Origin of the sequence: Micromonospora eburnea (assembly GCF_900090225.1) — a bacterium.
Lineage (GTDB): Bacteria > Actinomycetota > Actinomycetes > Mycobacteriales > Micromonosporaceae > Micromonospora > Micromonospora eburnea.
This window is the reverse complement of record NZ_FMHY01000002.1, coordinates 5,503,518-5,528,499: the sequence shown is the minus strand read 5'-3', so window position 1 is coordinate 5,528,499 and position 24,982 is coordinate 5,503,518. Positions and strand designations below refer to the sequence as shown.

Genomic DNA, 24,982 nt, shown 5'->3' with positions numbered 1-24,982 from the left:
GGATGACGGATGACGCCGGACTGACCATCGGCGTGCTCGGCTCGTACGGCGGCCGCAACCTCGGTGACGAGGCGATCCTCACCGGTCTCCTGTCCGACCTGCGGCACCTTGAGCCGAACGCCCGGATCATTGTCTTCTCCCGGAACCCGGCGCACACCGCGATGGCCCATCCCGACGTGGAGGCGGTGCCCTGGGAGGGCGTCAGCCGGGCCGACTCGTCGCTGATCCTGGCCGACCTCGACCTGCTCATCCTCGGCGGCGGCGGCATCCTCTACAACCGCGAGGCCCGCCGCTACCTACGGGTGGTCCGGGTCGCCCAGGAGCGGGGGCTGCCCCTGCTCACCTACGCGGTCGGTGTCGGGCCGCTCAGCGACAGCGTGGACACCGGGATGGTGCGGGAGACCCTGGCCGGGGCGACCGAGGTGACCGTACGGGACCAGGAGTCCCGGATGGTGCTGGAGGAGGCCGGCCTGCTGAACCCGATCACCGTCACCGCCGACCCGGCGTTCCTGCTGGAACCGGAGGACTTCCCGGAGAGCTGGCTGCGCGAGGAGGGCGTCCCGGCGGGCAAGCGGCTGGTCGGGCTGAGCGTACGCGAGCCGGGCCGGGCCGCGGAGCGCCTCGACATCGACGGCTACCACCGGCTGCTCGCCCAGATCGGTGACTTCCTCGTGCACCGGATCGACGCGTACGTGCTCTTCGTCCCGATGGAACGCGACGACATCCGGCACTCGCACGGGGTGATGTCGCACATGACCACCGCCGAGCGGGGACGCATCCTGCACGGCGACTACTCGCCCCGGCAGATCCTCGGCCTGATGCGCCACTTCGACCTGGCGGTCGGCATGCGGCTGCACTTCCTGATCTTCGCCGCCATGGCCGGTACGCCGTTCCTGCCCCTGCCGTACGCCGGGAAGGTCTTCGACCTGGCCCAGCGGCTCGGCGTGCCGGCGCTGCGCGGGGTGGAACGCGAGGTGGAGGGCCCGCTGCTGGCCGAGGTGGACCGGCTGTGGGACGAGCGGGACGCGCGGGCGGAGCAGACCGCCCGACTGGTGGCGAAGGTGTGCGACCAGGCCCGGACCACCTCCCACGTCACCCGCGGCGTGCTGGAGAGCATCCGCTCGCGGACCCTGTCCCGGGCCGCCGAGGCGCAGGTGCCGCACTGAGGCCGGCTCAGACCGCCGGGCCGCGCCAGGCGTAGATCCACGGCTCGCCCCCGTGGTCGTCCGACTCCAGCTCGTAGATCTGCGCCTCGGCCAACCCCTCCGCGCCGAGGTGGTGGTGGGTCAGCGGCGGACGGCCGTTGCTGTCCAGCTCGACGGTGACCGTCTCGCCGTCGGCCGCGCCGCCCACCAGGGGGATCTGCACCGTGGAAGCCATGCGCCCATCCTGCCCCGGCACAGGCCGGGCCGCAGCGGATAGCGGGGCAGCGGGCCGGCCGGTCCCGCACTAGGGTCCGGGAATGGCGGACCCGACGATCGACCCCACGCTCGGCCCGGTCCTCGCCCGCACGGGCGACGAGCGGGCCGTACTCGAATCGTTCCTCGACTTCCACCGGGCCATCGTGCTGCGCAAGGTGCGGGGCCTCAGCCACGCCGAGGCGAGTCGCCGGCTGGTGCCCTCCCTGACCACCCTGGCCGGCATGCTCAAACATCTCGCCCTGGTGGAACGGAACTGGTTCCCGGCGCTGTTCGCGCCCGGGCCGGACGACGTCTACCTCACCACCGAGGAGGAGGCGGTGGCCAGCTTCACCCTCGACCCGGGCGAGACGGTCGAGACGCTGGCCGAGGCGTACGCGGCGGCCTGCGCCCGCTCCCGGGAGGTGGCCGCCCGGTTCGACCTGGCGCACGTGGTGCCGCACCCGCAGCTCGGCGAGGTGTCGCTGCGCTGGGTGCTGATCCACATGGTGGAGGAGACCGCCCGGCACGCCGGGCACGCCGACATCCTCCGCGAACTGACCGACGGCGAGACCGGGGCGCTCTGACCGGGATCAGTCGCGGGGCAGCAGGCCGGGCGGATACTCCATCCCGTCATGGGTGCAGGCGGCGGCGGCCACCCGGGCCGCGTACCGGGCCGCCTCCAGCGGGGACGCGCCGCGCAGGCGGGCGGCGATCAGGCCGGCCGCGAACGCGTCGCCCGCGCCGTTGGTGTCCACCACCGGGGCGGGCGGGGTCGCCGCGGGCACCCGCGTCGGCGGGCTGTCCACCCCGTGCAGGGTCGCCCCGGCCGCCCCGCCGGTCACCAGCACCGTTCGCGGCGCCAGCCCGTCGGCGACCTTCCCGGCCCGGTCGCCGAGCCGGACATCGCTGACAAAAACCAGGTCGGCCGCGTCGGCGAAGGGGCGATGGTAGTCGTTCTCGCCGTCCCAGTCGTGCAGGTCCGTGGAGAGGGCCGCACCATCGCCGAGGCCCGCGCGCAACGCCGGCAGCGCGTCCCGGGCCCAGTCCATGATCGATACGTGTACGTGCGCCGCGTCGCGTACCAGCGCGGTCAGCTCCGCCGCCGCGAACGGCGCCGGGCCGGTCCAGGGGCGCGGATCGTAGAGGGACATCCGCCGGCCGTTCGGGTCGACCAGGTTCACCGACCGGCGGGTGCCGGCCGGGGCGTCGGCCAGCACGGTCCGTACCGAGGTGCGGGCCAGCGCCGCCCGGACCACGTCGCCGGCCGGGTCGGGGCCCAGCACGTCGACCAGCGCCACCCGCAGGCCGAGGGCGTGCGCGGCGAGCGCCACGCCGGCACCGGTGTTGCCGATCCGCAGCTCGATCGGGGGTACGGTCAGCGAGTCGGCGTCGGGCAGCGGAAGCGCGGCGACCCGGGCGCGGATGTCGACCCCCAGGCCGCCGATCACGAGTAGATCGACCACGCCGCCGACACTAGCCGCCCGGGGCCGCCTATCCTGGCCCCGGGCGTCGTCGAGGGGGAGTGCGTGCTGGTCATCCACGGGCTGTGGCTGTCCGGCGTCGGGCTCGCCGTCTGGGCCGAGGACAGCACCCGGCCGCCCCGCGCCCCCCGCCGCCCCGGGCGTGCGCCGCGCGAGCGCCCGCACCCCTTCGCCGCCGACCGGGTCAGCCTCGCCGCCGCGCTCGGCGACCCGCCCGTCGAACCGGCGTCGGTGCTGCTCACCCTGCCCACCCGGGCCGGCTCGCCGCTCGATTCGCCGGAGCTGGTCCGGGCCGCCGTCGACGAGCCGGTCCGCGGCCCGGTCACCCTCGCCGGGTGGCGGGTGCCCGCTCTCGCGTACGCCCCGGACGCCGCGTTCGCCCTGCTCCAGGCACTCGACCCGAAGGACGCCGTGATCGGCGCGAGCCTGCGTCACCTGGCCGAGCTGGCCGACTTCGCCGCCGACCTGGTCGCCCGTGGCCGGGTCCTGCCCCGCGTGGCGGATGCGGTTGCCGCCGGTCCGGGGTCACCGGCCGGGCGGGCCGATTCCACCGGCCGGAGCCGGGCCGTGCGGGGCACGGCGAAGGACGGGCGGTCCCGGCGTCACCTGCGTCCGGTGGGCGACGCGGACGTGGCGACCGCCCGCGCGGTCTGGCGGCCCCTGCTCACCGGCACCGATGCGGCCTGGGCGCGCTCGCTCGCCCTCGCCCTGCCCCCGGCCGCTCGCGCCGCCGTCGAGTGGGAGGTCGGCCGGGCCGACGGTGCCGGCGAGGACGGGTCCGTCACCCAGGCCGGCGCCGCCCGGGCCGACGGGGACGGGGCGGCCGGTCGGGCCGGCGCGGACCGCGGCGACCCGGCCGCGGGTGGCCGCGTGTCCGGAGGGGCGCCGGACGGGACCGCGCCGGGGGAACTGGTCGCCGCGGCGCTGGACGCGCTGGCCGACGCGGCCGCCCGGGCCGCGCTCGCCGACGTCCCGCTGCACCGGGGCATGCGGCCGGGCGGGCCGGTGCCCCGCTGGCTGGCCGCGCTCACCGGGCCGGAGCGCGCCTTCACCGCCGAGCCGGCCGCTCTGGCCACCCTCCGTACCGAGCTGGACGACTGGCAGCGGGACGCCGCCGGTGGTGCGGTACGAGCCGCCTTCCGGCTGGTCGAGCCGGATGTCGACCCGGTGGCCGAACTGGTCGAGGGAGGTTCCTGGCGGGTCGAGTTCGGACTGCACCCGGCCGACGAGCCGGGCCTGGTGGTCGACGCGGCGCAGGTCTGGCAGGGGCCGACGCCCGCGCTGGCCGGGCGCGGGGTCGACCCGCAGGAGACGCTCCTCGCCGAGCTGGGCCGGGCCAGCCGGCTCTGGCCGGAGCTGGAGGACGCGCTGCGGACCGCCACGCCGGAGGGGCTGGACCTGGACGCGGACGGGGCGCACCGGTTCCTCCGCGAGGGGGCGCCGGTGCTGCACGCGGCCGGTTTCGGGGTGCTTCTGCCGTCCTGGTGGCGGCGGTCCTCGGCGCGACTCGGCGCCCGGCTGCGGGCGCGTGGCCGCACCGCCCCGGGTGCGGTCGCCGCCACCTCCGGCGCTCTCGGGCTGGACGCCGTGGTGGACTACCGCTGGGAGGTGGCCCTCGGCGACCAGCCGCTGACCGCCGAGGAGCTGGCCTCGCTGGCCGAGCTGAAGTCCCCGCTCGTCCGGCTGCGGGGCCGCTGGGTCGAGCTGGACCCGCAGCGGCTCGCCGCCGGGCTGCGGCTGCTCCGCTCGGCCGGCGAGCTGACCGTGGCCGACCTGCTGCGGATGGGCCTGGACGGCGTCGACCGCCCCGACGAACTGCCGGTGCTGGAGGTGACCGCCGACGGCGCGCTGGGCGAGCTGTTGGCCGGGGAGGCGGAGCGGCGGCTCACCCCGGCCGACCCGCCGCCCGGATTCGCCGGGACGCTGCGGCCGTACCAGCGGCGTGGGTTGGCCTGGCTGGCGTTCCTCCAGTCGCTGGGGCTGGGCGGGATCCTCGCCGACGACATGGGGCTGGGCAAGACGGTGCAACTGCTCGCCCTGCTCGCCGGGGACCCGCCGGAGGCCGGGCCCACGTTGCTGGTCTGTCCGATGTCGCTGGTCGGCAACTGGCAGCGGGAAGCGGCCCGGTTCGCGCCGAAGCTGCGCGTACACGTGCACCACGGTGCGGAACGGGCGCGGGGCGCGGAGTTCGCCGCGGCCGTGCACGCGGCGGACCTGGTCCTCACCACCTACTCGGTGGCCGGGCGGGACGCGTTCGACCTGGCCGGGATCGACTGGCACCGGGTGGTCGTGGACGAGGCGCAGGCCATCAAGAACGCCGCCACCCGGCAGGCCGAGGCGGTCCGGTCGCTGCCCGCGCGACACCGGGTCGCGGTCACCGGTACGCCGGTGGAGAACCGGCTCGCCGACCTCTGGTCGATCATGCAGTTCGCCAACCCCGGGCTGCTCGGCCCGGCCGCCACGTTCCGGAAGCGGTTCGCCGAGCCGATCGAGCGGCACGGGGACGCCGAGGTGGCCGACCGGCTGCGCCGGATCACCGGCCCGTTCGTGCTGCGCCGGCTCAAGACCGACGCGTCGATCATCTCCGATCTGCCCGAGAAGCTGGAGATGGAGGTGCTCTGCAACCTCACCGCCGAGCAGGCCGCGCTCTATCGGGCGGTGGTCGACGACATGATGGCGAAGATCGAGTCCAGCGACGGGATGGAACGCCGTGGCCTGGTGCTGGCCACCATGACCCGGCTCAAGCAGGTCTGCAACCACCCGGCCCAGCTGCTGCACGACGGCTCCGCGCTGGCCGGCCGCTCCGGCAAGCTGGAACGCCTTGAGGAGATCGTCGACGAGGTCCTCGCGGCGGGGGAGAAGGCCCTGCTCTTCACCCAGTACGCCGAGTTCGGCGGGATGCTGCGTGGCCACCTGTCCGCCCGTACCGGCCGGGAGGTGCTCTACCTGCACGGCGGGGTGGGCAAGGCCGATCGGGACAGCATGGTGACCCGGTTCCAGTCGGCGGACGGGCCGCCGCTTTTCGTACTGTCGTTGAAGGCCGGCGGCACCGGGCTGACCCTGACAGCGGCGAACCACGTCGTGCACGTGGACCGCTGGTGGAACCCGGCGGTCGAGGACCAGGCCACCGACCGGGCGTTCCGCATCGGTCAGCGCCGCCGGGTGCAGGTACGCAAGTTCGTGTGCGCCGGCACGGTCGAGGAGAAGGTGGCCGCGATGATCGCGGACAAGCGCAGCCTGGCGCAGCGGGTGGTGGGCAGCGGCGAACAGTGGGTCACCGAACTCTCCACCGAGACGCTGCGGGAGCTGTTCGCGCTGGAGTCCGGGGCGGTGGTGGAGTGAGCACGTCGGACGACCGACGCCGGTTCGCGGAGTTCGGGCCGCCGCGCCGGGTCGAGGGCGGCCTGCGGGCGCGCAGCACCCGGGGCGCGATCGGGCGTTCCTGGTGGTCCCGGCGGTTCCTGGAGGTGCTGGAGTCCTTCGCGCTCGGCACCCGGCTCACCCGGGGCCGGGCGTACGCGCGCCGGGGCCAGGTGCTCCGGCTCGACGTCGCCCCCGGGCTGGTCACCGCCGACGTGCAGGGCTCCCGGCCGGCGCCGTACCCGGTGCGGATCGGGTTGGCGGCGTACCCCGACGAGGTCTGGGAGCGGATCGAGGCGGACCTGGCCGGGCAGGCGTTCTTCAGTGCCCGGCTGCTCGCCGGCGACCTGCCGGCCGAACTGGAGGAGCTGTTCGCCGCGGCGGGCGCGCCGCTCTTCCCGACCGACGTGGCGGAGCTGGAACAGCACTGCGGCTGCCCCGACTTCGCGGTGCCGTGCAAACACCTGGCGGCCAGCTTCTACCTGCTCGCCGAGGCGTTCGACGCGGACCCGTTCCAGCTGCTGCACTGGCGTGGCCGGAGCCGGGCCGAGCTGCTCACCCGGCTGCGTACGCTGCGCGGCGCGGGCGCCCCAGCCGGCGGGTCGGCCGTCGCGCCTGCGGGCGGGTCGGCCGAGCGGACGGGGGCGACGGGCGGAGCGGTTGGCCCGGTGGCCGACCGGTCCGGAGCTGGCGAGTCGGCCGAGCGGCGCACGGAGCGCCAACCCGAACCTCCGGTGGCCGGCGCGGCGCGGGTGCTCGGCGGGCTGCCGCCCGCCCCGCTGGCCGACGCGGTGGACCGGTTCTGGCTGTCCCCGGTGTCGTTGCCCGACCGGCCACCCACCCTGGCGGCCGGGCCGGAGCTGCTGCTGCGGCAGCTCGCCCCGCCCGGGGCGGCGATCGGCGGCCCAGGCCTCGTCGAGCGGTTGCGCCGGGCGTACCGGGAGTTCGGCCGTCCCCGACCGACGGCGGACCCGGACCTCTCGGCGCGTTGATCCCGTTGGGGCGCGTTCCCGGCGTGGACGGGACGGTCGGCGCGGTCATAGCCAACGCCGCCGGAACCGCCACATGAGTCCGGCGTTGGCCAGCAGCACCACGGCGCAGATCGCGCCGGCCAGCCGCCCCGCCAGGACGGTCATCGCCGGCAGTGAGGCCCACAGCACGATCGTCAAAAGCATCAGGTACCGGCCTCGGCGGGCCCGGGCCCGGTCCTCAAGGCGGGCGAAGAACTGTGGGTCGCTCTCCCGCAGATGACGGGTGATCTGTTCGAACCTGCGCTGATCCTCTTTGCTGAGCATGGCGATGCTCCCCTCATGGCTTCAGCGGTTCGGCGGCATACCCGAAACGGCCGAGGGTCACGCGCCGCTGCTACCGCTACTTTCGATCGAGTCGGGCACCGCGACGCGGGGCGGGACCCTGCGCGCCGGACGGCCTCAGCGCAGGCTTATCCGCTCCTTAAGTTTCCTTGAGCCGCAGCACGCCGCGGAGAGCGCCGATGGGCCGAAATGTCACGTCACGACGCTCACCGCCCGGGCCGCCACCCTGCTCCGGCGGCGTACGGCAGGGTTGTCAGCAGCCGCTCCGGGCGTAAACTCGCCCGCGTCCCTGCCGGCGAACGGCGCGGATTGGGTGACCTGGACCAGCGGGACCAACCGCCCGACGATGGCGCAGCTGGACAAGATCTTTTCCTCTTCCCCCACAGAATTTCACCCCGATGAAGTTGCATACGTGACATATCAGGACACTCACCTCATTGGCCGCGCCGGGACGCCACCGTCGTGCGGCGGGCCCTCGGCTGCCCCCGTGCCCCCGCCACGGGGCCGGCCGCGTCGCGGGCCCGGCGGCCGCCGGGCTCTGGCCGGGCTCTTCTGGCTCGGCCTGGTAGCCGCGGTGCTGCCCTGGTGGCTGGACACCTCGGCCGGCTCGCTGACCGGGACCACCGACCTGCTCACCGCCGCCGGCCGGATCACCGGCCTGGTCGCCGGCTACCTGCTGCTGGTCCAGGTGCTGATGATGAGCCGGCTCGGCCCGCTGGAACGCTGGGTCGGCGGCGAGCGCCTCTCCCGGGCGCACCGGGACCTCGGCGCCACCCTGCTCGTGGCGGTCCTCGCGCATCTCGCCCTGCTCGTGGTCGGCTACGCCGGTCTGGAGCGCAGGTCGATCCTCGGCGAGGTCGGCTCCCTGCTCAGCGACTACGAGGACATGCTCTCCGCGTTCGTGGCCGCCGGGATCATGGTGGCGGTCGGGGTCACCGCCGTACGGGCGATCCGCCGACGCCTGCCGTACGAGCTCTGGCACCACCTGCACCTGAGCAGCTACCTGGCGTTGCTGCTCGGCTACGGGCACCAGTTCAGCAACGGCGCGCAGCTTTTCGAGCCCGGCCCGGTCCGCACCGGCTGGATCGCCGCGTACCTGCTGGTGGTGGCCGCCCTGGTGTGGGGCCGGGTGATCGCCCCGCTGCACTTCAACCTTCGGCACCGGCTGCGCGTCGCCGACGTGGTGGCGGAGGCCCCGGACACCATCTCGATCTACCTGGCCGGTCGCCGGCTCAACCAGATCGACCTGCTCGGCGGGCAGTACTTCCGCTGGCGCTTCCTCAACCCCGGCTGCTGGTGGCAGTCGCACCCGTTCTCGGTCTCCGCGGCGGGCAACGACAGCTGGTTGCGGCTGACCGTCAAGGTGGTCGGCGCGTACACCGCCGAGCTGCGGGACCTGGTCCCGGGCACCCGCGTCTGGGCGGTCGGCCCGTCCGGCACGTTCACCGCCGCGCACCGGACCAGGCAGCGGGCGTTGCTGATCGCCGGGGGAGCGGCATCGCGCCGCTGCGGGCGATGCTGGAGGAACTGCCGCCGGGAGCCGCCCTCATCTATCGCGCCCGGACCCCGGCCGACGTCCTGCTTCGGCATGAACTGGACTTCCTGGCCCAGGCCCGGCACACCTCGGTCTGGTACGTGATCGGCTCCCGGAACGAGCCCGGTCCCCGCCAGGTGATGAGCCCGGAGGGACTGCGCCGGTTGGTGCCCGACCTGACCCGCCGCGACGTCTATCTCTGCGGGCCGGGTGGCCTGGTCGACGACGCCGTCGGGGTGCTGCGCCGGGCCGGCGTCCCCCGACGGCAGATCCACCTCGCCACCTTCGAGCTGTAGAAAGGCCCTCCGTCCATGCGTCGTGCGCTGCTCGCGATCACCGGCCTGGCCGCCGGCACCACCGCGCTGGTGGTGCTCAAGGGCACGCCGGGCGTCACCCAGGTCGCCCAGGACCGACCCGTCGCCGAGGCGCCCGTGGCCCCCGGCGGGTCCGCGGCACCCGCCCCCACTCCGGTTCGATCGGCCGCGCCGAGCGCTCCGGCGTCGGCGAAGCCGAGCGCCAAGGCCGGCGTGAGCCGTAGCCCGGGCGCGAAGTCCAGCACCGGCGCGAGGTCCACCACCGCCGCGCTGAAGGCCACCACCAGTGCGCCCAAGCCCGCCAACCGGACGGTCACCGGGCCGGTGGTCAGCTACAAGTACGGGTCGCTCCAGGTGCGGATCACCCTCAACGGCACCCGGATCGTCGACGCCACCGCCCTCGGCATGCCGCAGAGCGGGCAGTCCGGCCTGCGCAGCGACGACGTGCAGGCCCGCTACAGCGGCACCGCCGGCGAGGTGGTCGCGAAGCAGAGCGCCAACCTCAACACCGTCTCCGGGGCCACCTACACCAGCGACGCGTACCGGCAGTCGTTGCAGGCCGCGATCGATCGGGCCTGACCACGATGGCCTCCGGTGGACGCCGGCCCGGCCTGCGCCGGGTCGAGCACGTCATGGGTACGGCGATCAGCCTCGACCTGGCCGACGACCTGCCCGCCGGCACGCTGCACGAACTGGCCGAGCAGACCTTCGGCTGGCTCCGTGAGGTCGACGCCCGGTTCAGCACCTACCGGGACGACAGCGAGGTGTGCCGGTTCGACCGGGGTGCGCTGCCGCTCGCCGAGGCCTCGGCCGACCTGCGCGCGGTGCTGGAACGCTGCGCCGACCTGTGGCGCGCGACGGACGGCTTCTTCGACGCGTACGCCACCGGGCGGCTGGACCCGTCCGGCTATGTCAAGGGCTGGTCGGCGCAGGTCGCCTCGGACCGCCTGGTCGAGGCCGGCGCCCCCAACCACTGCCTGAACGCCGGCGGCGACGTCCGGGTACGCGGCCGGTCGGCCACCGGCGAGGAGTGGCGGATCGGGGTGCGGCACCCGTGGGACCCGCTGGCCACCTGCCTGGTGCTGGCCGGCACCGACCTGGCGATCGCCACCTCCGGCGGCTACGAACGTGGCGAGCACGTGCTCGATCCCCGCCGGGGCACCCCGGCCCGGGGGCTGCGTTCGGTGACCGTGGTCGGCCCTGATCTCGGGGTGGCCGACGCGTACGCCACCGCCGCCGTCGCGATGGGCCGTGCCGGCATCACCTGGCTGGACCACCTCCCCGGTCACCAGCACGCCGTCATCACCGACGACGCCCGCCTCCTCCACTCCCACGCCCTCCCCCTGGCCCCGCCCGACTCCGGTTGACGATGAGGTTGCTGTCGGCGACGCGGAGGGGCGGGCAACAACCTAATGATCAACGCCGATGGGCGGGGGCGGGAGTGGGGGTCAGCGGAGGGGACGGTGGGTGGTGTTGGGGCGGGAGCCGGTCGGTCGGGGACGGCCGGGGCGGGTGCCCCAGGGCCGGGTGCCGGCCCAGCGGTGCGGGCGGCGGTGGTGTCGTGATGGTTCGGTGCCGCCGGTGTGGCGGGCCGCGTCGTCAGTGGACATCTCAACCCCCGCTCTGGCGCGAACGCGCTCTCACCTGCTCCAACGAGTCCGGTGTGGGGGAGGACGCTGTCGGGGAACCGTCGGTCAGTGGCCGCGGCGGGGAAGGGGGAGCTGGCCGGGGAGCAGGTCGGAGGTGAGCGTGATGCCGGCCGAGCGCAGCGCCTCGATCAGCGCGTTCTGCACCAGGTACGAGTCAGGTAGCTGCCAGCGGGCCTGCTCGGGGGCGACCGCCCAGCGCACCGCCCCCTCGGGCAGCCGGGTCGGCGGTGCCGGGATCCACGAGCCGGGACCGTGCCGGACCACGTGGAAGCAGTGCTCCAATTCCGGCCGGAGCGGATCGCCCGGGCGGGCCAGGAACATCCAGCGACCGGTGGGGGTGACCAGGACCGGCCCGCGTACGCCGAAGCCGGCCGGGTGGGACGCGACGGCGTCCAGCACCTGACGGCCGAGGTGGGCGGCGACCTCCAGTACGTCGAAGGAACGCCCGGTGGGCAGCAGCACCCCGTGTGGGCGGCTGCACCACCAGGTGGCCACCCGGGCCGGGTCGGCGCTCGCCGCGTGCTCCCAGTTCTCCAGGGCGGGATGGCAGCCCACCGTGGGACAGCCGGCCCGGCCGCAGACGAAGCGGCGGTTGGCCAGGCATGCGCCGGGGGTCACCTCCCAGCCGTGGACGGCGTACCGGACGGCGACCCGGCGCAGCCGGACCCGTTCCAATGGCGACAGGCGAGCCACGCGCGGTCCGACGGTCCCCCACATCTGCGCCATCCCCTCTCACCCGGCCGGACGGTGTCCACATCGCACGTCGAACGCCGTCACTGCCGTAACCCGTGCTCGTTGACCTGACGAACGGCTGATGCAACTTGCACGGAAACTACGAGGGCTGGCCGTACGGCTGACGTACAGACTGTGCGACCAGAGGGAGAACGCGGGACCGACGGACCGCCGCGATGGCTGCCCGGAGGAGATCAGCCGACGTGGTGTGGGGGAGGGATGGCGAGATGGACGAACTGCCCATAGGCCGCCGGGTGGCTTACTGGCGCAGTCGGCGCAAGATGTCCCAGCAGGTCTTCGCCGACCGGCTCGGCAAGTCCAAGAGCTGGGTCGACAAGGTCGAGCGCGGCGTGCGGCGGCTGGACAAGTTCTCCGTCCTCTACGAGATCGCCGACATCCTCCACGTCGACGTGCAACTGCTGCTCGGCAAGGACCCGGAGCGGCGTACCGACGCCCTCAACTGCATCGACCAGGTCGAGGTCGAGGAGATCCGGGCGGCGCTGGAGCGGTACGACTCGATGAGCGCGTACTTCGACGCGGCGCCCTTCCCCCCGCCCCTGGGCGACATGCGCAAGGCGGTCAACCACGCCTGGCTCACCTACCAGTACGGCCGCTACGGCATGCTCACCCGGGCGCTGCCGAAGCTGCTGCGCGACGCCCAGGCCGCCGACGCCGGCTACGGCGGGGACCAGGCCCCGGAGGCGGCCCACCTGCTCGGGCAGGTCTACCAGATCGCCTCCTCGGTGCTGCGCAAGCTCGGCGAGTGCGACCTGGCCTGGCTGGCCGCCGACCGTTCGATGGCGGTCGCCCAGCGGGCCGACGACCCGCTGCTGGCCGGCATCGCCACCACCCGGGTCTGCAACGCGCTGGTGGCGATGGGCCGGGCCCGGCCCGCGCTCGAACTCAACGTGAACATCGCCAACCGGCTCGCTCCCGGCGGCGGCAACGAGGCCACCCCGGGCCGGCTCTCCGTCTACGGCATGCTGCTGCTCCAGGGCGCGATGGCCGCCGCCCGGATCGGCGACTCCGCCACCGTGGACGACCTGCTCACCGGTGCCCAGGAGGCGGCCACCCTGGTCGGCGGGGACCACAACCACTACTGGACCTCGTTCGGCCCGACCAACCTGGAGCTGCACCGGGCCGCCGCGGCGGTGGAGCTGGGCGACGGCGGTCGGGCCGTGGAGATCCACCACACCATCTGCGAGGCCGCGTTCAACGGCCTGCTGCCCGAGCGGCGCGCGCACCACCTGCTCGACATCGCCCGCGGCTATGCGCAGATCGGCGACGTCGCGAACGCGGGGGAGATGCTGCTGCGCGGCGACCGGCTCGCCCCGTCCGAGATCCGCTGCCGGCCGATCGCCCACGAGGTGATGTCGGACGTGCTTCGTCGCACACGGGGTACGCCGCCTCCGCCGATCGCGGAGTTGGCTGAGCACATGGGAGTTGGCGCATGAGCGAGCGTGAGCGAGCGAATCATCAGTGCGGTGTTGTGGTGCCTCGTGGTGGCACGGAGCGCAGCGGAGTGCCGGCGTGAGCGAGCGTGAGCGGGCGAATCATCAGTGTGGCGGAGTGCCGGCATGAGCGCGGTGCCGGTCGGATGAAGGGTCCGCACATCGGCCACGGGCGCCGCCGGGTGCTCTATGTCATCGCCTGCGGTTCGCCGCTGGCCCGTGACGTCGGCCGGTTGGTCGACCTCGCCCGGCAGGACGGTTGGGACGTCTGCGTGGTCACCACGCCGGACGGCGCGAAGTTCGTCGACCGGGCGGCGCTGGCCCGGCAGACCGGCCACCCGGTACGCACCCACTACAAGAACCCGGGCGACCCGGACGTGCTGCCGGCGGCGGACGCGATGCTGGTCTGCCCGGCGACGGTCAACACGATCAACAAGTGGGCGGTCGGCATCGCCGACACCCTCGCGCTCGGGCTGCTGGTCGAGGCGCAGGGGCTCGGGATGCCGATCGCGGCCGTCCCGTACACCAACGCGGCGATGGCCGCGCATCCGGCGTTCCGGGCCAGCCTGGATCGGCTGCGCGAGTGGGGGATACGCGTCGTGTTCGGCGACCACGTCGTACCGCTGCATCCGCCGGGCACCGGCGAGCGGCACCTGGACGCCTTCCCCTGGGCGGTCGGCCTCGCGGCGCTGCGCGGCACGCCGCGCCCGGCCGCCCCGGTGGGTTGAGGTGCAAGCAGGGGGCCCTTGTCAACGCATTCGGTAGTACAAGGGGTCCTTCCTGACAGCCATGGGCGTGAGAGCCGCCTCGACGCCGGTAAGCTGGCCGGCCGTGAGCACAACCGGATTCGCGCCCACGGTCGCCGACGTGGTGGCCGCGCTGGACCGCCGCTACCCGCCGGCCTGGGCCGAGGAGTGGGACCGGGTCGGCCTGGTGCTCGGCGAGCCCACGAACCCGGTACGCCGGATCGCCTGCGTGGTCGACGTGGTGCCCGAGACGGTGGACGAGGCGCTCGCCGCCGGGGCCGACCTGATCGTCGCGCACCACCCGCTGCTGCTGCGCGGGGTCTCCTCCGTCGCCGCCACCACGTACAAGGGGCGGATCGTCCATCGGCTGATCAAGTCGGACGTCGCGCTGTACGTGGCCCACACCAACGCGGACGTGGCCGACCCGGGCGTCTCCGACGCCCTCGCGGCCCGCTTCGGGCTGACCGGGCTGCGTCCGCTGCACCGCCCGCGACCCGGATCGCCGGCCGACGCCCCCGGGCGGGGCATCGGCCGGATCGGCGAACTGCCCGCCCCGATGACCCTCGCCGAGCTGGCCCGGCACGCCGCCGCGGTGCTGCCCGTCACGGCCTGGGGAGTTCGCGCCGCGGGGGACCCTCGGCGTATGGTTCGTACCCTCGCGGTCAGCGGCGGCTCGGGGGACAGCTTCCTCGCCGAAGCGACCGCCGCCGGGGTGGACGCGTTCCTCACCGCCGACCTGCGCCACCACCCCGCCGGTGAGCATCTCGCCGCCGGCGGCCCGGCCCTGCTGGACGCCGCCCACTGGGCGACCGAACGGCCCTGGCTGGACGACCTGGCCGCCCAGCTGCGGGACGAGCTGGGCGTCGAGACCGTGGTGTCCGACCTGGACACCGACCCGTGGACCGTGCACGCCGCCGCACCCCGACCGGACGACAAGGAGCCCCGACCGTGAAGGCTGACCCGAAGGTGCAGCGCCGCCTGCTCGACCTGCAGGCGATCGACACCGCCCTCGCCCAGCTCGCCCACCGCCGCCGGTCGCTGCCCGAGCGGGCCGAGCTGGACGCGCTCGCGCGGGAACTCTCCGCGCTGGAGGACGAGCGGGTCCGCGCCCAGGTGGCCGTCGACGACCTGGACCGGGACATCGCCCGGCTGGAGAAGGACATCGACCAGGTACGCGCCCGCAAGAGCAAGGACGAGGCGCGGCTGGCCGCCGGTACCGGCCCGGCCCGGGAGCTGGAGGCGATCCAGCACGAGCTGGCCTCGCTCAATCGCCGCCAGGGCGACCTGGAGGACGCCGAGCTGGAGCTGATGGAGCAGCGCGAGACCGCGCAGGGCGTGCTGGACGGCGTCGAGCGCCGGATCGCCGAGGCCCGGGACCGGCGGACCGCCGCCGAGCAGCGCCGCGACGAAAGCCTGGCCGAGATCGCCAAGGAGGAGGAGTTCAAGCGTTCCGCCCGCCAGCCGCTCGCCAACGACCTCCCGGCCGACCTGGTCGCCCTCTACGACCGGATCCGCGAGGACACCGGGCTCGGCGCGGCGCTGCTCACCGGCATCCGCTGCGGCGGCTGCCGGCTGGAGCTGGCCGGGGCCGACCTGGCCCGGATCCGCAAGGCCGCCCCGCAGGACGTGGTGCGCTGCGAGGAGTGCCGGCGGATCCTGGTCCGTACCAGCGAGCCGGGGCTGTAGCCGTCGTGGCGGTGCGCGCGGTGGTGGTCGAGGCCGACGGCGGGTCGCGGGGCAACCCCGGGCCGGCCGGCTACGGCGCGGTGGTCCGCGACCCGGAGACCGGCGAGGTGCTGGCCGAACGGTCCGAGGCGATCGGCACGGCCACCAACAACGTGGCCGAATACCGGGGGTTGATCGCCGGGCTGGAGGCCGCCGCCGAGTTGGGCGCGACCGAGGTCGAGGCGCGGATGGACTCCAAGCTGGTCGTCGAGCAGATGTGCGGCCGCTGGCAGATCAAGCACCCGGGGCTGCGACCGCTCGCCGCGCAGGCCGCCGGCCTGGTCGGCCGGTTCTCCAGCGTACGGTTCAGTTGGGTGCCGCGGGAGCGCAACCGGCACGCGGACGCCCTGGCCAACGCGGCGATGGACGCCGCCGCCGGCCGGGCCCCGGCCCGGCCGACCGTCGAGTCGCCGCGGATCGTGGAGCCGCCGCGCGAGGTGGCCGCCCCCGACTCGGCCGCCCGGGCCGCGGCCCGGGAGGTGGCCGCCCGGGCCGCCACCGGCCGGGCCACCGGCACCGACCCGGCCACCACGCCGGCCTCCTGGGAGCCGCGCCCCACCGAGACCGCGACCCGGCTGGTCCTGGTCCGGCACGGCGAGACCGGGCGGACCGTGCAGAAGCGCTACTCGGGCCGCGACGACGTGCCGCTCACCGACCGGGGCCGGGCCCAGGCTCGGGCGACCGCCGCCCGGGTCGCCGCCCTCGCGCCGTCCGTCGCGGCCGTGGTCAGCTCACCGTTGTCCCGCTGTACGGCCACCGCCGAGGCGATCGCCGCCGCCGTCGGCAACCCCCCGGTACGCCCGGACGACGACCTGATCGAGTGCGACTTCGGGGTCTGGGAGGGGCGGACCTTCGCCGAGGTACGGGAGGGCTGGGCGGGGGAGTTGGACGCCTGGCTCGCCTCCACCCGGGTCGCCCCGCCGCAGGGCGAGTCGTTCGCCGCCGTCGCCGAGCGGACCGGCCGGGCGGTCGAGCGGCTGCGTGCCGCGTACCCGGGGGAGACGGTCGTGGTGGTCTCCCACGTCTCACCGATCAAGCTGATGCTGCGCGACGCGCTCGCGGCCGGCGACGCCTTCCTGCACCGGCTCTACCTGGACACCGCGGGCGTCTCGGTGCTGGACCTGTACCCGGACGGCGGGGTCGCGGTCCGCTCGGTCAACGACACCGCCCACCTGACCTCCCACTGACCGCGGCGCCTCCGCTGTGGCGCATCGGCCCCCCGCCTCCGCCGTTCGGCGCACGCGGGGGGCCGCTTGGCGCATGGCCGTCACCGGGATGGACGTGACCTGAGTCACAGGGCCGTAACCTCCGGCCGTTACCTGGCGAGTCACGACTTTCCCGGAGGTGTGTCACGTGGCAGCACCCGAACCGGAGGCGCCGAGCACGGCGCGGTCCAGGGCGACTGATCGCAGCCCCTGGAACTGGTTGCTCTTCATACCGATTGTGGTGCCGTTGATCCCGGCCTTCTTCAACGCCGACTCACCCCGGCTGTTCGGATTCCCGCGCTTCTACTGGCTGCAACTGGCCTGGATCCTGCTCGGCGTGGGCACCACCACGCTGGTCTACCAGATGACCAAGAAGCGGAGGTGACCACTGATGTGGCGGGATCACCTGACCGAGATCATCATCTTCACCGTCCTCTTTTTGCTGGTCAGCGCGATGGGGTTCGTGGCCGCCCGGTGGCGGGCGCCGCGCGACATGGCGCACCTCGACGAGTGGGGGCTGGGCGGGCGCAGCTTCGGCGGCTGGATCACCTGGTTCCTGGTCGGCGGTGACCTCTACACCGCGTACACCTTCGTGGCGGTGCCGGCGCTGATCTTCGGGGCCGGCGCGGCGGGCTTCTTCGCCGTGCCGTACACGATCGTCATCTACCCGATGGTGTTCCTGGTGCTCTGCCGGCTCTGGTCGGTGTCGCACCGGCACGGGTTCGTCACCCCGGCCGACTTCGTCCGCAGCCGGTTCGACTCGCCGATCCTGGCGCTGCTGGTCGCGATCACCGGCATCGTGGCGACCATGCCGTACATCGCGTTGCAGCTCGTCGGCATCGAGGCGGTGCTCAAGACGATGGGCGTCACCGGGGACAGCGCGCTGGCCCGGCACCTGCCGATCATCATCGCGTTCGCGATCCTGGCGGCCTACACCTACCAGTCCGGGCTGCGCGCACCCGCGCTGATCGCGTTCGTCAAGGACTCGCTGATCTACGTCGTGATCCTGGTGGCGGTCATCTACCTGCCGCACAAGCTGGGCGGGTGGAGCAGCATCTTCGACGCGGCGGACGCGAAGTTCCAGGCGTCCCCGGCCCCCGGCGACGGCATCCTGCTCAACGCCAACAACCAACTCCAGTACGTCACCCTGGCGTTCGGCTCCGCGCTGGCGCTGTTCCTCTACCCGCACAGCATCACCGGCGTGCTGGCCAGCCGGAACCGGAACGTGATCAAGCGGAACATGTCGGCGCTGCCGGCGTACAGCCTGCTGCTCGGGTTGATCGCGCTGCTCGGCTACATGGCCATCGCGGCCAAGGTGACGCCGCTGCCGGGGGCCAAGGCGGGCAGTGTGGACACCAACACCATCGTGCCGCGGCTCTTCGACGCGCAGTTCCCGGGCTGGTTCGCCGGGATCGCGTACGCGGCGATCGGCATCGGCGCGCTGGTGCCGGCAGCGATCATGTCGATCGCGGCGGCCAACCTGTTCACCCGCAACATCTACAAGGAGTACCTGAGGCGGGACGCCGCCCCGGCGCAGGAGGCCAACGTCTCGAAGATCGCCTCGCTGGTGGTGAAGGTCGGCGCGGTCGCCTGCATCGTCTTCCTCGACCCGCAGTTCTCCATCGATCTCCAGCTCATCGGCGGTGTGATCATCCTCCAGACGTTGCCGGCGGTGGCGCTGGGCCTCTACACCCGCTGGTTCCACCGCGGCGCGCTGATCGCCGGCTGGGTGGCCGGCATGGCGCTGGGCATGTGGATGCTCTACCAGGTGGCGAACCCGGCGACGGGGAAGAAGCATTTCGCCGGCTCGGCGTTCCCGCTCTCCGAGTTCGGCTTCGACACCAAGAAGACGATCTACGTCGGGATCGTGGCGGTGCTGGTCAACCTGGTGGTGGCGGCGCTGCTGACGCTGGTTCTGCGGGCCGTGAAGGTGGCCGACGGGGTGGATGCCACCACTCCGGGCGACTACTTCGCCGACGAGGGCGACCCCCGCGTCACCCCCGGCCCCGCCCGCGACGCCGACTCCGCCCGCGAGCCGGTCGCCTGAAAGGAGGGGCCCCCTGTTAACGCCTGGCGTTGTACAGGGGGCCCCTCCTAACACCTGGGGCGGTGGAGTTCTCAGCGGCGGCGGTTGCGTGCGTCCAGTGCCTCGTTGAGGCGGTGCAGCAGGTCCGCGAGAGAGTCCCGGTCGTCGGGCGACCAGGCGGCGAGGAGGTCGCCATAGAGCCGGGTGCGGGCCGCCTGGACGGCGGCCATCCGCTGCCGCCCGGTGAGGGTGGCGGAGACCACCGTGCCACGCCCGTCGGCCGGATCGGGGGTACGGGTGATCAGGCCGTCCCGCTGCATCGCGGAGACCTGTCGGGTGACCGTCGAGCCGTCCAGGTTCAGCCGCGCGGCCAGCGCGGACACGTTCTGCGGGCCAGCGCTGTCCAGGTATCGCAGGATCACGTACGCCGCCCGGTCCAGCACCCGGTGCTCGGCGGTGCCAGTGGCCCGGCGGGTCGCCTCGCCCAGTCGCATCAGCAGGGCCACCTCGGTCTCGATCCGGCCGAGGGTTGCCTCATCCTGATCGGTTTCCTGGCTGCGGTCGTCCGTCATAGCTGTATGATACAACCGAATTAACTGTAAGATACAGCTATCTGGGGAGGCGGAGTGGATCGGGGATCCGAGCCCAACCGCAGTGCCATCTACGCCACCACACTGGTGGCCTTCCTCGCCATCGCCGGCATCGCCGTGGTGGACCCGATCCTGCCCGCCATCGGCGCGGCCATCGGGGTCACCGCCTGGCAGGTCGAACTGCTGTTCACCGCGTACATCGCGGTGATGGCGGTCGGCATGATCCCGGCGACCCTCGCCAGCGGGCGGTTCGGTTTCAAACCCGTGCTGACCACCGGCGTCAGCGTGGTCGGCCTCGCCGCGATCCTCGCCTCGTTCAGCAACGACATCGTGCAGCTCTCCGTGCTGCGCGGCGTGTGGGGGCTGGGTAACGCGATGTTCTTCGCCACCGCGATGGTGGTGCTGGTCAACCTCGCCAACGACCGGGAATGGGTGGTCGGGCTCTTCGAGACCGCGCTCGGGCTCGGCTTCGCCGTCGGCCCGCTGATCGGCGGCCTGCTCGGCGAGGTGAGCTGGCGGTTGCCGTTCTTCGTCTGCGGCGTGTTCATGGTGCTCGCGCTGGCCGTCGCGTCGCGCAAACTCCGCGAGCCCGCCACCAAGCTGCCGCCCGTCAAGGTGGGCTCGATCTTCGCCACCTACCGCAAGCCGGCGTTCATCACCCTCTGCGTGGTGACCGCCGCCTACAACTTCGTCTTCTTCGTGGTGCTCGGCTACACGCCGCTCTACCTGCACCTCGACGTGATCCCGCTGGGGCTGGCCTTCACCGGCTGGGGCCTCGGCCTGGCCGCCGGCATCCTGGTGATCGGCCACCGGCTCGCGCACCGGATCGGCGCGGTGCAGACCGTCGGCGTCGCCATCGCCGGCCTGCTGGCCTGCATGGTGCTCTTCGCCATCTCCTCCGGCACCGCCATGTCGCTGGTGGTGCTGGTGTTCGCCGGCCTGTTCATGGGACTGGCCAACGCCAACCTCACCGACCTGGCGCTCGGCCTCGGCTCCGCCGATCGGCGGGTCGCCACCGGCGCGTTCAACCTGGTCCGCTGGGGCGCCGCCGCGCCGGCCCCGGTCATCGCCGGCAAGCTGGCCGAACACGGGCTGGCCCTGCCGTTCTGGGTCGGCTTCGGAGTGCTCGCCGTCGGCATGCTGACCTACCTCGCCTTCGCGCACCTGATGGCCGCCGGCTACGGCGAGCGGGTGCTCTGGTCGAGGTGGAACCGGGCCGCCCGCGACGCCGAGCACTCCCCGGAGGAACCGGTCGGCGAGGCGTACTGAACCTGGTCGGAACGCCCCGGTGCGGCGTCGCACCGGGGCGTTCCGGTGTCCGGGGCCGCCGCGACGGCCTCCGGCGCGGGGGCGGCTCAGCGCAGGGCGCGCCAGAGCAGGTAGAGGCCGATCACCGTGCCGAAGACGACGATGACCGTCTTCAGCACCACCGACGGCAGCCGGCGGACCAGCCGGGCGCCCAGGTAGCCGCCGGTCACCGTGGCCGGAGCGACCACCGCGGCGGCCGTCCAGTGAACCGGGCCGAAGAGCGCGAACACCACCAGCGTGGTCAGCCCCACCACCGCCGAGAGCAGGTTCTTGATGGCGGTGACCCGGACCAGGGTGGTGTCCAGCACCAGCGCCAGGCCGGCCACCAGCATCACCCCGAGCGCCGCGCCGAAGTAGCCGCCGTACACCGACCCGAGAGCGACCATGGCCTGCACGGTGACGGTACGGCGGCGCGGGTCCAGGTCGGCCGGGTGGCCGACCAGCCGGCGCAGCGGATCCTGGAAGGCCAGCATGGCCGTCGCGCCCAGCACCAGGAACGGCACCACCAACTCGAACGTCCGTGCCGGGGTGGCCAGCAGCAGCAGGCAGCCCACGATCGTCCCGGCGACCGTGGTGGGCAGCAGGGCCCACAGCTGCCTTCCGCGCGGCAGGTCCACCCAGCTGCCGGCGACACTCGCGACGTACCCGGGGAAGACCGACACGGAATTCGTGACGTTGGCCGGGATGGGTGGCAGGCCGGTCGCGATCAGGGCCGGGAAGGTGATGAGCGAACCGCCCCCGGCCACCGCGTTCACCGTGCCCGCGGCGAGACCGGCGGCGACCAGGAGCGCGGCGTCGGAGAGATCCATGGTTCCCCAGAGGCTAGTACGGTCCTCCCGGAACTCAACCTTTCGTCGCCCTCCCGCGTCCATTCCTGCGAACCGGCCTGACGAGGGGAGCGAGCCGTGCGTGGTCACGACGGGAAGCCAAGTGGTGGATGACGCGGAGTTCCGCGAGTTCGTGGAGGTCCGCTACGCCGACCTGCTGCGCACCGCGTACCTGTTGACGGGCAGCCGGGACGCGGCGCAGGACCTGGTACACGAGGCGCTGCTGAAGGTGATGCGGCACTGGCGACGGGTCGACGAACCGCTGGCGTACGTACGCCGGGCGATGGTGAACGAGCGGACCAGCCGCTGGCGCCGGATCGGGCTGCGGGAGCTCGTCACCTCGACGGTGCCGGACCGGGCCGGCCCGGACAGCATCGAGGTGGTGGTGATCCGGGACGAGCTGCTCGCCGCGTTGGACCGCCTGCCGGTCCGGATGCGGACGGTGCTGGTGCTGCGCTACTGGGAGGACCTGCCGGAGGCGGAGGTGGCGGAGGCGATGGGCTGCTCCGTTGGAACGGTCAAGAGTCAGGCGGCCCGAGGGCTGGCCCGGCTCCGGGAGGTGCTGGCCATGCCGGAGCCGCGGCTGGTCAACGGGTTGCTGGGGGAGCGGGCATGAGCGTGGACGAACTGCGGGCCGGGCTGGCCCGGATCGCCGAGACGGTGGTCCCGGACCCCGATCCGTACGAGCTGGTGATGCGGTACGCGCGACGGCGCCGGCGGCATCGCCTCGCCGGCCTGGCGGCGGCGGTGGCCGCGGTGCTTGCGGCGGCGCTGGCCGGTCCCGCAGCGCTGAATGCCGCCGGCCTGCACCACCAGTCCGAAGAATTTGAGCTCTTCCATGGCAACCCGGTCGACTCGCCGTGGGGCTGGCGTCTGATCAACTCACCCACCCGGGGCAGCCTGGCCGGGGACGCGGCGTTCGTCGCCGACGTGACCCGGCTCTTCGATCGCGGACGCGAAGAGCTGCACATATCCGCGGACCTGCCGACGGTGAAGGTGCTCTTCGCCGATGAGTCCGCCGGGTTCCGTCAGGTGGTGCTGGTCTACCATTCGGCGACGTCGGCGGCCCTGGTGGTCTCGGAGGGCCCGGTCGGGGCATCACCGGCGCGGCTCCAGGGCGGCGTGCTGAGCATCGGGCCGGTCGACCCGTTCAACCTCATCGGCGTCCACTTCGGGATGCCCGGCGGCGCGCAGAACCAGTGGCTGCTCGGCCTCGCCCCGGCCGGCTGCCGCGTCTCTCTCGGCCGTGCCGTCGCCGGAAAGTCCGGCCTGCGGCGGCAGTGGCAGGCCCAGCCCACCGACGGCTACCTCGTCGTCGACCGGGCCGCCACCGAGGGCTGGTGGCGAGTCGAGTGCGACGGGCAGGTTCGGCAGGAAGAGCCGGGCGTCGGGACGGACTGCGCCCGCAGCGCCAACGGGACGTACCCGGAGGACGGCCGGTGGGCGCCGACCTCGGAACCACCCAATCCAACGGTGGCCCGGCAAGCTGGGCAGGTTTACCAGGGCTTGGCTTGCCAGTCCGGCCTGGTCGACGAGGCGCGGCCGGTGATGCGGTGGTCCGGCCGACTCGACGCGTCCGGCGGCGAGGCCGCGCTGCTCACGGCGCGGGGCGGGGGACCGACACTGCTGCTGGTGGGCGACACCGGTGCCGCCCCACTGCTGGCCTTCACCACGATCCGGGACCCGGCTCCGACCGTGCCAGCGCCGGAAATCGGCCCGCTGCGGCCACCGCTGGTCGCCACCGGCTACGCCCCGGCGTACGACCTGCTGGCGGTCCGCGTGCCGGCCCGCGACGGCAACCGGGCGGTGCTCACCGACCAACTGCTGGTGGTACCGCACAAGGGTGCGACGCGGATCGAGGCGGTCGCCGACGGGAAGATCCAGGCGAGCGCGTCGGTGACCGGCGGGGCCGCCCTGCTCACCCTGCCGATCGGTACGGAGGTGACCCTGCGGGCGCTGGACGCGGACGGCAAGGTGTTGGGCTCGGGAATACTGCGCGAGCCGGCGACGGGTGAGCGGATCTTCAATGAGCAGCTCACGTCGGCGTGGTAGCGGATTGCCCCAGGGCGTGCGGTACTGACGAAGACGCCGGGTTGGGTGTGGTGACGATCGACGTGCGCTGACCGCCCGGCCGGGAAATGGCGGCGGCGCGGGCGTCGTTAAGATGATGGACGCGACGGACGAGTCGACCGGGCGGTCGCGTCGACGGGCTTTACGGCCCGTCGCCGAGGAACGTCCGGACTCCACAGGGCAGGGTGGTTGCTAACGGCAACCCGGGGTGACCCGCGGGACAGTGCCACAGAAAACAGACCGCCGACCCGATACGGGACGGTAAGGGTGAAACGGTGGGGTAAGAGCCCACCAGCATCCCGGGTGACCGGGATGGCTCGGTAAACCCCACCCGGAGCAAGGCCAAGAAAGGGCCGTCACCGCGAGGCGACGGTCCGCGCAGACGCTTGAGGGCTGCCCGCCCGATGTCTGCGGGTAGGCCGCTGGAGCCTGCCGGCGACGGCAGGCCGAGATGGATGGCCGCCGCCGACGCGCCTTCGGGCCGCGTCGGTCACAGAATCCGGCGTACAGGTCGACTCGTCCGTCGCCCACCAGGCCAGAGCCACGATCAAGGCTCTGGCCTGGTTGTATGTTCAGGCGTCGATGGTCGTCGTTGGTCAACTTTGGCCGGCGTTTGACGCCCTGGTGACGCCCTGACGCCCGTGACGCCCTGGCGAGCTTCAGTTTGGAAGGTCGAAGATCATGGGTACGAAGGGACTGGTGGGCCAGGTCAACGCCCGCAATCCGTGACCGTTCGTGCCCGGTGATGACCGCCCGGGGTACCGGCTACTGGCACGTGGATGGCAGCGACCTCCGCCTTACAGTGGCTGCATGTGGAGCCTGCTAAGCGACCTCGTCGCCGACACCATCGGCGGCGCGCTCGGTGCGAAGCTAGGCCGACTGTCTAGAGGAAGCGACGGCGAGCGGTATGTGGCGGCTGCGTATAGGGACCGTTCTAAGCGAGGCTTTTCCGGGCGGTGGCGGCACGGTCACCTCCGCAGGACAGAGATCGGCCTTGAATGGGTTCCTGATCGTTTACGTTCGATCCGACGAAAACCCATAGCTCTAACGGACATCCGGATCGTGAGTGAGCGAGACTTCACGCTGTGGGAGCATCTACCCCTCAACCCAGAGTTGAAAGTCCTCTGCTGTCAAACGAGAAATGGCCCGGTCGAGTTGGCGGCCGGCAGGGCCGAAGCGCCGTTCGTCCGCGCCATAGCCCAATGAACGGCGCTCTTGATAGGGCAGCCAGCGGAGGCCGACGCGTGGGGC

At 73.2% G+C, this 24,982-nt stretch carries 25 protein-coding genes and 1 other RNA gene; 20 read left to right on the top strand and 6 right to left on the bottom strand.

Annotated features, from left to right (window positions below; translation table 11 throughout):
* Nucleotides 1-2 precede the first annotated feature (2 nt).
* The gene (locus tag GA0070604_RS23830) at nt 3-1,166 is read left to right on the top strand and encodes a polysaccharide pyruvyl transferase family protein (RefSeq protein ID WP_091122854.1); all 1,164 of its coding nucleotides are present in this window, start codon (nt 3-5) and stop codon (nt 1,164-1,166) included.
* A gap of 7 nt (nt 1,167-1,173) precedes the next feature.
* Here GA0070604_RS23830 and GA0070604_RS23825 read toward each other — a convergent pair whose 3' ends face one another.
* Nucleotides 1,174-1,380, bottom strand: coding sequence for a hypothetical protein (locus tag GA0070604_RS23825; protein ID WP_091122850.1), 207 nt, complete (start codon nt 1,378-1,380; stop codon nt 1,174-1,176).
* Between the two features lie 82 nt (nt 1,381-1,462).
* Between GA0070604_RS23825 and GA0070604_RS23820 the strand changes: the two genes are divergently transcribed.
* Complete coding sequence (locus tag GA0070604_RS23820) at nt 1,463-1,984, top strand: DinB family protein (protein WP_091122846.1); 522 nt, start codon at nt 1,463-1,465, stop codon at nt 1,982-1,984.
* Nucleotides 1,985-1,990: 6 nt separating this feature from the next.
* On the opposite strand, the gene GA0070604_RS23815 is transcribed toward GA0070604_RS23820, so the two are convergent.
* Nucleotides 1,991-2,863, bottom strand: a complete 873-nt coding sequence (locus GA0070604_RS23815; RefSeq protein ID WP_091122843.1) for a carbohydrate kinase family protein — start codon at nt 2,861-2,863, stop codon at nt 1,991-1,993.
* A 63-nt stretch (nt 2,864-2,926) separates the two neighbouring features.
* On the opposite strand from GA0070604_RS23815, the gene GA0070604_RS23810 reads away from it, so the two are divergent.
* Complete coding sequence (locus tag GA0070604_RS23810; RefSeq protein ID WP_091122841.1) at nt 2,927-6,223, top strand: DEAD/DEAH box helicase; 3,297 nt, start codon at nt 2,927-2,929, stop codon at nt 6,221-6,223.
* Nucleotides 6,220-7,233: an SWIM zinc finger family protein gene (locus GA0070604_RS23805; RefSeq protein ID WP_091122837.1), complete on the top strand. Its 1,014-nt coding sequence runs from the start codon at nt 6,220-6,222 to the stop codon at nt 7,231-7,233. Before GA0070604_RS23810 ends, GA0070604_RS23805 begins: the two co-directional genes overlap by 4 nt.
* A gap of 45 nt (nt 7,234-7,278) precedes the next feature.
* On the opposite strand, the gene GA0070604_RS23800 is transcribed toward GA0070604_RS23805, so the two are convergent.
* Nucleotides 7,279-7,536, bottom strand: a complete 258-nt coding sequence (locus GA0070604_RS23800; RefSeq protein ID WP_091122834.1) for a DUF3040 domain-containing protein — start codon at nt 7,534-7,536, stop codon at nt 7,279-7,281.
* Nucleotides 7,537-8,041: 505 nt separating this feature from the next.
* Here GA0070604_RS23800 and GA0070604_RS23795 point away from each other — a divergent pair.
* From GA0070604_RS23795 to GA0070604_RS23785, 4 genes are read left to right on the top strand one after another with little or no spacing between them, the layout of a single operon-like run.
* Nucleotides 8,042-9,193, top strand: coding sequence for a ferredoxin reductase family protein (locus tag GA0070604_RS23795; RefSeq protein WP_244162062.1), 1,152 nt, complete (start codon nt 8,042-8,044; stop codon nt 9,191-9,193).
* Nucleotides 9,082-9,384, top strand: coding sequence for a ferric reductase-like transmembrane domain-containing protein (locus tag GA0070604_RS33760; RefSeq protein WP_244162236.1), 303 nt, complete (start codon nt 9,082-9,084; stop codon nt 9,382-9,384). The genes GA0070604_RS23795 and GA0070604_RS33760 overlap by 112 nt, the downstream gene beginning before the upstream one ends.
* A 15-nt stretch (nt 9,385-9,399) precedes the next feature.
* Nucleotides 9,400-9,981, top strand: a complete 582-nt coding sequence (locus GA0070604_RS23790) for an FMN-binding protein (RefSeq protein WP_091122831.1) — start codon at nt 9,400-9,402, stop codon at nt 9,979-9,981.
* Between the two features lie 53 nt (nt 9,982-10,034).
* The gene (locus GA0070604_RS23785; protein ID WP_091127368.1) at nt 10,035-10,769 is read left to right on the top strand and encodes an FAD:protein FMN transferase; all 735 of its coding nucleotides are present in this window, start codon (nt 10,035-10,037) and stop codon (nt 10,767-10,769) included.
* A gap of 327 nt (nt 10,770-11,096) precedes the next feature.
* Here GA0070604_RS23785 and GA0070604_RS23780 read toward each other — a convergent pair whose 3' ends face one another.
* Complete coding sequence (locus GA0070604_RS23780) at nt 11,097-11,768, bottom strand: bifunctional DNA primase/polymerase (protein ID WP_091127367.1); 672 nt, start codon at nt 11,766-11,768, stop codon at nt 11,097-11,099.
* A gap of 242 nt (nt 11,769-12,010) precedes the next feature.
* Here GA0070604_RS23780 and GA0070604_RS23775 point away from each other — a divergent pair, with 242 nt between their 5' ends.
* The 7 genes from GA0070604_RS23775 to mctP all read left to right on the top strand — a co-directional run bounded on the left by GA0070604_RS23775 (nt 12,011) and on the right by mctP (nt 18,957).
* Nucleotides 12,011-13,237 (top strand): helix-turn-helix domain-containing protein, encoded by a 1,227-nt coding sequence (locus tag GA0070604_RS23775; protein WP_091122828.1) that lies wholly within the window; start codon nt 12,011-12,013, stop codon nt 13,235-13,237.
* Between the two features lie 143 nt (nt 13,238-13,380).
* The gene (locus GA0070604_RS23770) at nt 13,381-13,962 is read left to right on the top strand and encodes a flavoprotein (protein ID WP_091122823.1); all 582 of its coding nucleotides are present in this window, start codon (nt 13,381-13,383) and stop codon (nt 13,960-13,962) included.
* Between the two features lie 139 nt (nt 13,963-14,101).
* Nucleotides 14,102-14,932 carry a Nif3-like dinuclear metal center hexameric protein gene (locus tag GA0070604_RS23765; protein WP_208602338.1) on the top strand — a complete coding sequence of 277 codons (831 nt, stop codon included), beginning with the start codon at nt 14,102-14,104 and terminating at the stop codon, nt 14,930-14,932.
* Complete coding sequence (locus tag GA0070604_RS23760) at nt 14,929-15,666, top strand: zinc ribbon domain-containing protein (RefSeq protein ID WP_091122818.1); 738 nt, start codon at nt 14,929-14,931, stop codon at nt 15,664-15,666. The genes GA0070604_RS23765 and GA0070604_RS23760 overlap by 4 nt, the downstream gene beginning before the upstream one ends.
* Before the next feature lie 5 nt (nt 15,667-15,671).
* Complete coding sequence (locus tag GA0070604_RS23755) at nt 15,672-16,892, top strand: bifunctional RNase H/acid phosphatase (protein ID WP_091122815.1); 1,221 nt, start codon at nt 15,672-15,674, stop codon at nt 16,890-16,892.
* A gap of 166 nt (nt 16,893-17,058) precedes the next feature.
* A complete protein-coding gene (locus GA0070604_RS23750; protein WP_091122812.1) occupies nt 17,059-17,295 on the top strand; it encodes a DUF3311 domain-containing protein in 237 nt (78 codons plus the stop codon).
* Between the two features lie 6 nt (nt 17,296-17,301).
* On the top strand, nt 17,302-18,957 hold the full coding sequence (mctP, locus tag GA0070604_RS23745) for a monocarboxylate uptake permease MctP (RefSeq protein WP_091122810.1): 1,656 nt from the start codon (nt 17,302-17,304) through the stop codon (nt 18,955-18,957).
* A gap of 71 nt (nt 18,958-19,028) precedes the next feature.
* On the opposite strand, the gene GA0070604_RS23740 is transcribed toward mctP, so the two are convergent.
* Entirely contained in the window at nt 19,029-19,508 is a 480-nt protein-coding gene (locus GA0070604_RS23740) for a MarR family winged helix-turn-helix transcriptional regulator (protein WP_091122806.1), read from the bottom strand.
* 54 nt (nt 19,509-19,562) lie between these two features.
* Here GA0070604_RS23740 and GA0070604_RS23735 point away from each other — a divergent pair, with 54 nt between their 5' ends.
* Entirely contained in the window at nt 19,563-20,795 is a 1,233-nt protein-coding gene (locus GA0070604_RS23735) for an MFS transporter (RefSeq protein WP_091122802.1), read from the top strand.
* Between the two features lie 86 nt (nt 20,796-20,881).
* On the opposite strand, the gene GA0070604_RS23730 is transcribed toward GA0070604_RS23735, so the two are convergent.
* On the bottom strand, nt 20,882-21,643 hold the full coding sequence (locus GA0070604_RS23730; protein WP_091122798.1) for a sulfite exporter TauE/SafE family protein: 762 nt from the start codon (nt 21,641-21,643) through the stop codon (nt 20,882-20,884).
* Between the two features lie 124 nt (nt 21,644-21,767).
* On the opposite strand from GA0070604_RS23730, the gene GA0070604_RS23725 reads away from it, so the two are divergent.
* From GA0070604_RS23725 to GA0070604_RS32115, 4 genes are all read left to right on the top strand, one after another.
* Complete coding sequence (locus tag GA0070604_RS23725) at nt 21,768-22,277, top strand: SigE family RNA polymerase sigma factor (protein ID WP_208602158.1); 510 nt, start codon at nt 21,768-21,770, stop codon at nt 22,275-22,277.
* Complete coding sequence (locus tag GA0070604_RS23720) at nt 22,274-23,713, top strand: hypothetical protein (protein WP_141721377.1); 1,440 nt, start codon at nt 22,274-22,276, stop codon at nt 23,711-23,713. Before GA0070604_RS23725 ends, GA0070604_RS23720 begins: the two co-directional genes overlap by 4 nt.
* Nucleotides 23,714-23,842: 129 nt before the next feature.
* Nucleotides 23,843-24,254: RNase P RNA component class A (gene rnpB, locus GA0070604_RS23715), an RNA gene on the top strand.
* A gap of 287 nt (nt 24,255-24,541) precedes the next feature.
* Nucleotides 24,542-24,937: a DUF2550 family protein gene (locus GA0070604_RS32115; RefSeq protein WP_141721376.1), complete on the top strand. Its 396-nt coding sequence runs from the start codon at nt 24,542-24,544 to the stop codon at nt 24,935-24,937.
* Nucleotides 24,938-24,982: the final 45 nt, after the last annotated feature.

Bases quoted from the DNA above. Each gene is read 5' to 3' on its own strand.
- GA0070604_RS23825 (WP_091122850.1), bottom strand. From the start codon at position 1,380: ATGGCTTCCACGGTGCAGATCCCCCTGGTGGGCGGCGCGGCCGACGGC.
- GA0070604_RS23785 (WP_091127368.1), top strand. From the start codon at position 10,035: ATGGGTACGGCGATCAGCCTCGACCTGGCCGACGACCTGCCCGCCGGC.
- GA0070604_RS23775 (WP_091122828.1), top strand. From the start codon at position 12,011: ATGGACGAACTGCCCATAGGCCGCCGGGTGGCTTACTGGCGCAGTCGG.
- GA0070604_RS23730 (WP_091122798.1), bottom strand. From the start codon at position 21,643: ATGGATCTCTCCGACGCCGCGCTCCTGGTCGCCGCCGGTCTCGCCGCG.
- GA0070604_RS32115 (WP_141721376.1), top strand. From the start codon at position 24,542: ATGTGGAGCCTGCTAAGCGACCTCGTCGCCGACACCATCGGCGGCGCG.
- GA0070604_RS23790 (WP_091122831.1), top strand. From the start codon at position 9,400: ATGCGTCGTGCGCTGCTCGCGATCACCGGCCTGGCCGCCGGCACCACC.
- GA0070604_RS23720 (WP_141721377.1), top strand. From the start codon at position 22,274: ATGAGCGTGGACGAACTGCGGGCCGGGCTGGCCCGGATCGCCGAGACG.
- GA0070604_RS23800 (WP_091122834.1), bottom strand. From the start codon at position 7,536: ATGCTCAGCAAAGAGGATCAGCGCAGGTTCGAACAGATCACCCGTCAT.
- GA0070604_RS23830 (WP_091122854.1), top strand. From the start codon at position 3: ATGACGGATGACGCCGGACTGACCATCGGCGTGCTCGGCTCGTACGGC.
- GA0070604_RS23820 (WP_091122846.1), top strand. From the start codon at position 1,463: ATGGCGGACCCGACGATCGACCCCACGCTCGGCCCGGTCCTCGCCCGC.
- GA0070604_RS23770 (WP_091122823.1), top strand. From the start codon at position 13,381: ATGAAGGGTCCGCACATCGGCCACGGGCGCCGCCGGGTGCTCTATGTC.
- GA0070604_RS23780 (WP_091127367.1), bottom strand. From the start codon at position 11,768: ATGTGGGGGACCGTCGGACCGCGCGTGGCTCGCCTGTCGCCATTGGAA.
- mctP (WP_091122810.1), top strand. From the start codon at position 17,302: ATGTGGCGGGATCACCTGACCGAGATCATCATCTTCACCGTCCTCTTT.
- GA0070604_RS23740 (WP_091122806.1), bottom strand. From the start codon at position 19,508: ATGACGGACGACCGCAGCCAGGAAACCGATCAGGATGAGGCAACCCTC.